The 5,808-nt window shown below is 72.0% G+C and carries 5 protein-coding genes; 3 read left to right on the top strand and 2 right to left on the bottom strand.

What is annotated here, in order from left to right; genetic code table 11:
• Positions 1–151 precede the first annotated feature (151 nt).
• The 3 genes from EYA84_RS24620 to EYA84_RS24610 all read left to right on the top strand — a co-directional run bounded on the left by EYA84_RS24620 (position 152) and on the right by EYA84_RS24610 (position 2,734).
• Positions 152–1,300 carry a D-alanine--D-alanine ligase family protein gene (locus EYA84_RS24620; protein WP_236145941.1) on the top strand — a complete coding sequence of 383 codons (1,149 nt, stop codon included), beginning with the start codon at positions 152–154 and terminating at the stop codon, positions 1,298–1,300.
• Positions 1,297–1,932 carry a M15 family metallopeptidase gene (locus tag EYA84_RS24615; protein WP_131055773.1) on the top strand — a complete coding sequence of 212 codons (636 nt, stop codon included), beginning with the start codon at positions 1,297–1,299 and terminating at the stop codon, positions 1,930–1,932. The genes EYA84_RS24620 and EYA84_RS24615 overlap by 4 nt, the downstream gene beginning before the upstream one ends.
• Positions 1,933–2,053: 121 nt before the next feature.
• Complete coding sequence (locus tag EYA84_RS24610) at positions 2,054–2,734, top strand: hypothetical protein (protein ID WP_131055771.1); 681 nt, start codon at positions 2,054–2,056, stop codon at positions 2,732–2,734.
• A gap of 58 nt (positions 2,735–2,792) precedes the next feature.
• Here EYA84_RS24610 and gabT read toward each other — a convergent pair whose 3' ends face one another.
• Together gabT and EYA84_RS24600 are read right to left on the bottom strand one after the other, a co-directional pair.
• Complete coding sequence (gene gabT / locus EYA84_RS24605) at positions 2,793–4,094, bottom strand: 4-aminobutyrate--2-oxoglutarate transaminase (RefSeq protein WP_236145940.1); 1,302 nt, start codon at positions 4,092–4,094, stop codon at positions 2,793–2,795.
• 4 nt (positions 4,095–4,098) lie between these two features.
• Positions 4,099–5,535 (bottom strand): gamma-aminobutyraldehyde dehydrogenase, encoded by a 1,437-nt coding sequence (locus EYA84_RS24600; protein WP_131055769.1) that lies wholly within the window; start codon positions 5,533–5,535, stop codon positions 4,099–4,101.
• Positions 5,536–5,808: the final 273 nt, after the last annotated feature.

Raw genomic sequence — 5,808 nt, 5'->3', positions numbered from 1 at the left:
GGGTGGTCGCCGGCACCGCCGCACCGGTCGCCGCACCGGGCAGCGGCTCTCGACCGCGCACGGTCGGCGTGGTGCTGACCGGCGGAAACGTGGAAGCGGACCTGGTCGCCCGGCTGGCGACCCCGGTCCTGCCCAGACAAGGAGTGGCAGCATGATCGAGCGGGGCGGCGGTATGAGCGCGGAAGTACGGATCGGGGTCCTGTTCGGTGGGCCGTCGGCGGAGCACGACGTCTCCTGCGCCTCGGCGCTCGGGGTGGCGCGGGCGCTGTCCGGCGGCGGGTACCGGGTCGTCGCCATCGGGGTGACCCGCAGCGGTCGGTTCCGGCTGATGCCGGACGACGTGCTGCGTCAGTTCCTGGACGGCACCGGCGGGGAACGGGCCATCGACGACCGGTTCACGGTGACCGGCCCGGCCGTGGAGTTGCGGGCCGGGTGGCGGCGCGGCACGGCACTGGTCACCACGGCGGACCCGCCGGGTGCGGTGCAGGCCGAACTGGACGTGGTCTTCCCGGTGCTGCACGGCCCGTTCGGCGAGGACGGTGTGGTGCAGGGGCTGCTCGAATCGCTCGGTGTGCCGTACGCGGGCTGCGGCATCCTCGCCTCGGCGGTCGGCATGGACAAGGTGGCCATGAAGCGGGCGCTGCGTGCCGAGGGGGTGCCGGTCACGCCGTACGTCTCCTTCGACGCGTCGACCTACCGGGCCGCCGAGGACCCGGAGAAGCTGGTGGTCGAGCTGCGCCGGCCGCTGTTCGTCAAGCCGGCCCGGATGGGTTCCTCGATCGGGATCTCCCGGGTGGGTGACGGCGACGACCTGGCGGCGGCGGTGGAGGAGGCGCTGCGGCACGACAACCTGGTCATCGTGGAGCAGGGGGTCACCGCGCGGGAACTGGAGTGCGGCGTACTCGGTGGGAGCCACCCGGAGGCGTCGGCGGTCGGTGAGGTCACGGTCAACGGCGGCTGGTTCGACTACCGGCAGAAGTACTTCGGCGACAGCGACCCGATGGTGGTCCCCGCCTCGCTGCCGGACGAGGTGACCGAGCGGATCCGGGAGTTGTCGCTGCGCGCGTTCGCCGCGATCGGCGGCTGGGGGTTGGCCCGGGTCGACTTCCTCTATGACGAGGAGGCCGGCGAGCTGTACGTGAACGAGCTGAACACCATGCCCGGCTTCACCGCGCACTCGATGTATCCGAAGGTGTGGGCGGAGAGCGGCGTCGGCTACCGGGAGATCGTGGACCGGCTGGTCGCGTTGGCGGTCAGCCGGCACGCGGAGCGTCCCGGCGGCACGGGGGAGGCGCCGTGATCCTGCTCTGCGATCCGCGCGTCGCGGCGGTGCCCGGTGCCGACGACGGCGAGCCTCTCGTCGACCTGCGCGGGATCCCGGAACTGCGGTTGGACGGGCGGGCGGCCGACCCCGACGGTGCGTACGCGCGACTGCGCAAGGGGGTGGTGGAGCGGTTGCTGGCCGCGCAGGACGCCCTGCCAGACGGGCTCCGCCTGCTGGTGATCGAGGGGTACCGGCCGTACCGGTCGCAGTGGGAGATTTTCACCGGCTACCACGACGAGCTGCGGCGGGCGCATCCCGACTGGTCGCCGGAGCGGGTGTACGAGGAGACCACGAAGTTCGTCTCACCGGTCGAGGTGGCGCCGCACAGCACCGGTGGTGCGGTGGACCTGACGCTCTGCACCGCCGACGGGGTGGAGGTCGACATGGGTACGGCGGTCGACGCGACCCCGGAGGCGAGCGGGAACGCCTGCTTCACCGCCGCGCCGACGATCGGTGCTCTGGCCCGCCGGAACCGTCGCATCCTGGTCGACGCGTTGACCGGCGTGGGCCTGGTCAACTACCCGACCGAGTGGTGGCACTGGTCGTACGGCGACCGCTACTGGGCACTGCTGACCGGAGCGCCGCACACCTGCTACGGACCGGTGTGACCGGTCTGCCGCAGGGTTCACCCGAAACTTTGTTTTCGATACGCGTCACGCCGGTGAACTGGGTAGCGCTCCCAGCCCGTACCGACCCCTGAACGCAGGCGGGGAGTAACGGGAGGCGACAGTGAGGCTGCAACGGAAGCACGTGTTGGCGGCGGGGGTGGCGGTGGTCGCCGCGGCGACCGTGGCGGTGGGCACCGGGCTCGGGTTCGCCGACAGCGGCCCGGCCGGGCAGAGCGCCTGCTCCGGCTCGATCACATTCTCGGCGGAGGGCGGCGAACCGGGCGCCACCAGCGACCGGTTCCCGGTCGGCACCCGGTTGCGGGTGACCAACCTGGACAACGACAGGTCGGCGGAGGTGACCGTGGTCGGCCCCTCCGGCAGCTGTGTGCTGCTCAACTCCGCCGCCATGGAGCTGGTCCGCGAGCCGGGCCGGAACGTCATCCGGCGCAACCTCGTCGAGCGGCTGGACGGCCCGGCGGCACGGCCGGACACCGCAGCGCCGAGCGGGCCCGCCGACCGGCCCGGCTCGTTCTCCCCGCCGGCCGCCCGACCCGGTACGGCGTCGGCCTGCCCGGGCCCGATCACCTTCTTCGAGGAGGCGGCCGGACCGGGCGCCACCAGCGACCGGTTCCCGGTCGGCACCCGCTTGCGGGTCACCAACCTGGACAACGACCGGGCGACCACGGTGACGGTGACCGGCCCGTCGGCGAGCTGCGTGCTGCTCAACTCCGCCGCGATGGAGCAGATCCGCGAGCCGGGCAAGAACCTCGTCCGCAACAACGTCGTCGAGGTGCTGCGCTGAGCTGAGATGTAAGGAGGGGTCCCCTGCTATACACGAGGCGTTAGCAGGGGACCCCTCCTTACACGAAGGCGGCGTCGAGGATGTCGAGCCCACGGGTGAGGTCGGCGTCGGAGATCACCAGCGGGGGCAGGAAGCGCAGCACGTTGCCGTAGGTGCCACAGGTCAGGGTGAGCAGACCGGCGGCGTGGCAGGCGGCCGAGATCGCCGACGCGGCGGCCGGGTCCGGGGTCAGGGTGCCCGGCTGCACCAGTTCGACGGCGAGCATCGCGCCCCGACCGCGTACCTCGGCGATCCGGGGATCGCGTGCGGCGATGCTCCGCAGCCGGTCCGTCATGGTCGCGCCGATCCGCCGGGCGGCGGCGGCCAGGTCCAGCTCGTGCAGGGTCTCGATGGTGGCCAGCGCGGCGGCGCAGGCGATCGGGTTGCCGCCGTACGTGCCGCCGAGGCCGCCCACGTGCACCGCGTCCATCAGCTCCGCCCGCCCGGTCACGGCGGCCAGCGGCAGCCCACCGGCGATGCCCTTGGCGAGCGTGATCAGGTCCGGTTCGACGCCCTCGTGCTGGCAGGCGAACCAGTCGCCGGTGCGGCAGAAGCCGGTCTGGATCTCGTCGGCCACGAAGACCACCCCGGCCGCCGTCGCCCAGGTGCGCAGCGCGGGCAGAAACCCGTCCGCGGGTACGACGAATCCGCCCTCGCCCTGGATCGGCTCGATCAGCAGCGCGGCGACGTTCTCGCCGCCGACCTGTTTCTCCACCATCTCGATCGCCCGGGCGGCGGCGGTGGCGCCGTCGAGCCCGCCGTCGCGCAGCGGGTACGACATCGGCACCCGGTACACCTCACCGGCGAACGGCCCGAACCGGTGCTTGTACGGCATGTTCTTCGCGGTCAACGCCATGGTCAGGTTGGTCCGGCCGTGGTAGGCGTGGTCGAAGACCACCACCGCCGGCCGCCCGGTGGCGTGCCGGGCGATCTTCACGGCGTTCTCCACCGCCTCGGCACCGGAGTTGAACAGTGCCGACCGCTTCTCGAAGGCACCCGGGGTCACTGCGTTGAGGCGCTCGCAGACCGCCACGTACGACTCGTACGGGGCGACCATGAAACAGGTGTGGGTGAAGCGTTCGACCTGGGCGCGTACCGCCTCGACCACCCGGGGCGCGGAGTTGCCGACGTTGGTGACGGCGATGCCGGCGGCGAAGTCGATCCACTCCCGACCGTCGACGTCGGTGAGCAGGCCACCCGAGGCACTGTCGACGTAGGAGGAGATCACGCTGCCCACACCCCGGGCCACGGCGGCGCCCCGCCGCACGTGCAGTGCGTGCGAGGCCGGTGCCGGTGGCACCGGCCCACTTCCGACGCTCACCGGCTCAGCCCTCGATGTTGTGCATGACGTGCTTGAGCCGGGTGTAGTCCTCCAGGCTGTAGACCGAGAGGTCCTTGCCGTGCCCGGAGTGCTTGAACCCGCCGTGCGGCATCTCGGAGACGAACGGGATGTGGGTGTTCACCCAGACGCAGCCGAAGTCCAGCCGTCGGGTCATCCGCATGGCCCGGCCGTGGTCCCGGGTCCAGACCGAGGCGGACAGGCCGTAGTCGACGCCGTTGGCCCAGCGCACCGCCTCGTCCTCGTCGGAGAAGCGCTGCACGGTGATGACCGGCCCGAACACCTCGTCCTGGATGATCTCGTCCTGCTGGCGCAGGCCGGAGACGACGGTGGGCGCATAGAAGTAGCCGCGCTCACCCACCTGCGTACCACCGGTCTGGACGGCGGCGTGGTCGGGCAGGCGGTCGACGAAACCGCGTACCCGGGCGAGCTGGTTGGCGTTGTTCAGCGGGCCGTAGAGCACGTCCTCGTCGTCCGGCGCGCCGGTGCGGGTGTTGCGGGCCTGCTCGGTCAGGGCGGCGACGAAGTCGTCGTGCACGCCGGGGCCGGTGAGCACCCGGGTCGCGGCGGTGCAGTCCTGGCCGGCGTTGAAGTAGCCGCCGGTCGCGATGGCCTCGGCCGCCGCCGCGACGTCCGCGTCGTCGAAGACCACCACCGGTGCCTTGCCGCCCAGTTCCAAATGGGTGCGCTTGAGGTCGGGGGCGGCGGCTGCGGCCACCTCCATGCCGGCCCGGGTGGAGCCGGTGATCGACACCAGTTGCGGGGTGGGGTGCGCGACGAGGGCCCGCCCGGTGTCGCGGTCGCCGCAGACCACGTTGAACACACCCGGCGGCAGGTACTCGGCGGCGATCTCCGCCAGCAGCAGCGTCGACACCGGCGTGGTGTCCGACGGCTTGAGCACCACCGTGTTGCCGGCGGCGAGCGCCGGGGCGATCTTCCAGACCGCCATCATCAGCGGGTAGTTCCAGGGCGTGACCTGGGCGCAGACCCCGATCGGCTCGCGCCGCACGTACGAGGTGTGCCCGGCCATGTACTCGCCGGCCGACCGTCCCTCCAACAGCCGGGCCGCCCCGGCGAAGAAGCGGAACTCGTCCACGGCCGGCGGCAGCTCCTCGTCGGCGGTGAGCTGCCGGGGCTTGCCGGTGTTGCGGACCTCGGCGTCGACCAGGTCGGCGGCCCGCGCCTCGACCGCGTCGGCGAGCTTGAGCAGGGCCTTCTGTCGCTCGGCCGGAGTGCTGTCCCGCCAGCTCTCGAAGGCGGTCGCGGCGGCCTTCATGGCCGCGTCGACGTCGGCGGCGCCGGAGACCGGGGCCTGGGCGAACGCCTCCCCGGTGCAGGGGTCGATCAGGTCGGCGTAGCCGCCGTCGGCCGGCTCGACGTACTCGCCGTCGACGAAGTTGCGCAGCTTCTGCTTGTCACTCATGGCTGGATCACTCCGAGGGGTCCGGGGTCGCGCTGCGGCGGTTATCGCAATCTTCGTGCCATCTTCGCTACTGAATTCGCGGCAGACAAGGTCTAGCGCGACCGTTTCCGTGGGCGGCTGCCGGAGTTACGCTGCGATACGTGGAACCCACCCCGTTCTTCGTCGCCGGCCGTCCCGCCCACGGCGCCGGCGAACTGACCGTGCACCACCCGTACGACGGCCGGGCGGTGGGGCGTACCACCCTCGCCACCGCCCTGTCTCTTATACCCCTCT

The sequence above is a fragment of the Verrucosispora sp. SN26_14.1 genome (assembly GCF_004307965.1).
GTDB lineage: Bacteria > Actinomycetota > Actinomycetes > Mycobacteriales > Micromonosporaceae > Micromonospora.
Note: the sequence above shows the minus strand (reverse complement) of the source record. Positions and strands in the feature narration are given on the sequence as shown.

Bases quoted from the DNA above. Each gene is read 5' to 3' on its own strand.
- EYA84_RS24620 (WP_236145941.1), top strand. From the start codon at position 152: ATGATCGAGCGGGGCGGCGGTATGAGCGCGGAAGTACGGATCGGGGTC.
- EYA84_RS24600 (WP_131055769.1), bottom strand. From the start codon at position 5,535: ATGAGTGACAAGCAGAAGCTGCGCAACTTCGTCGACGGCGAGTACGTC.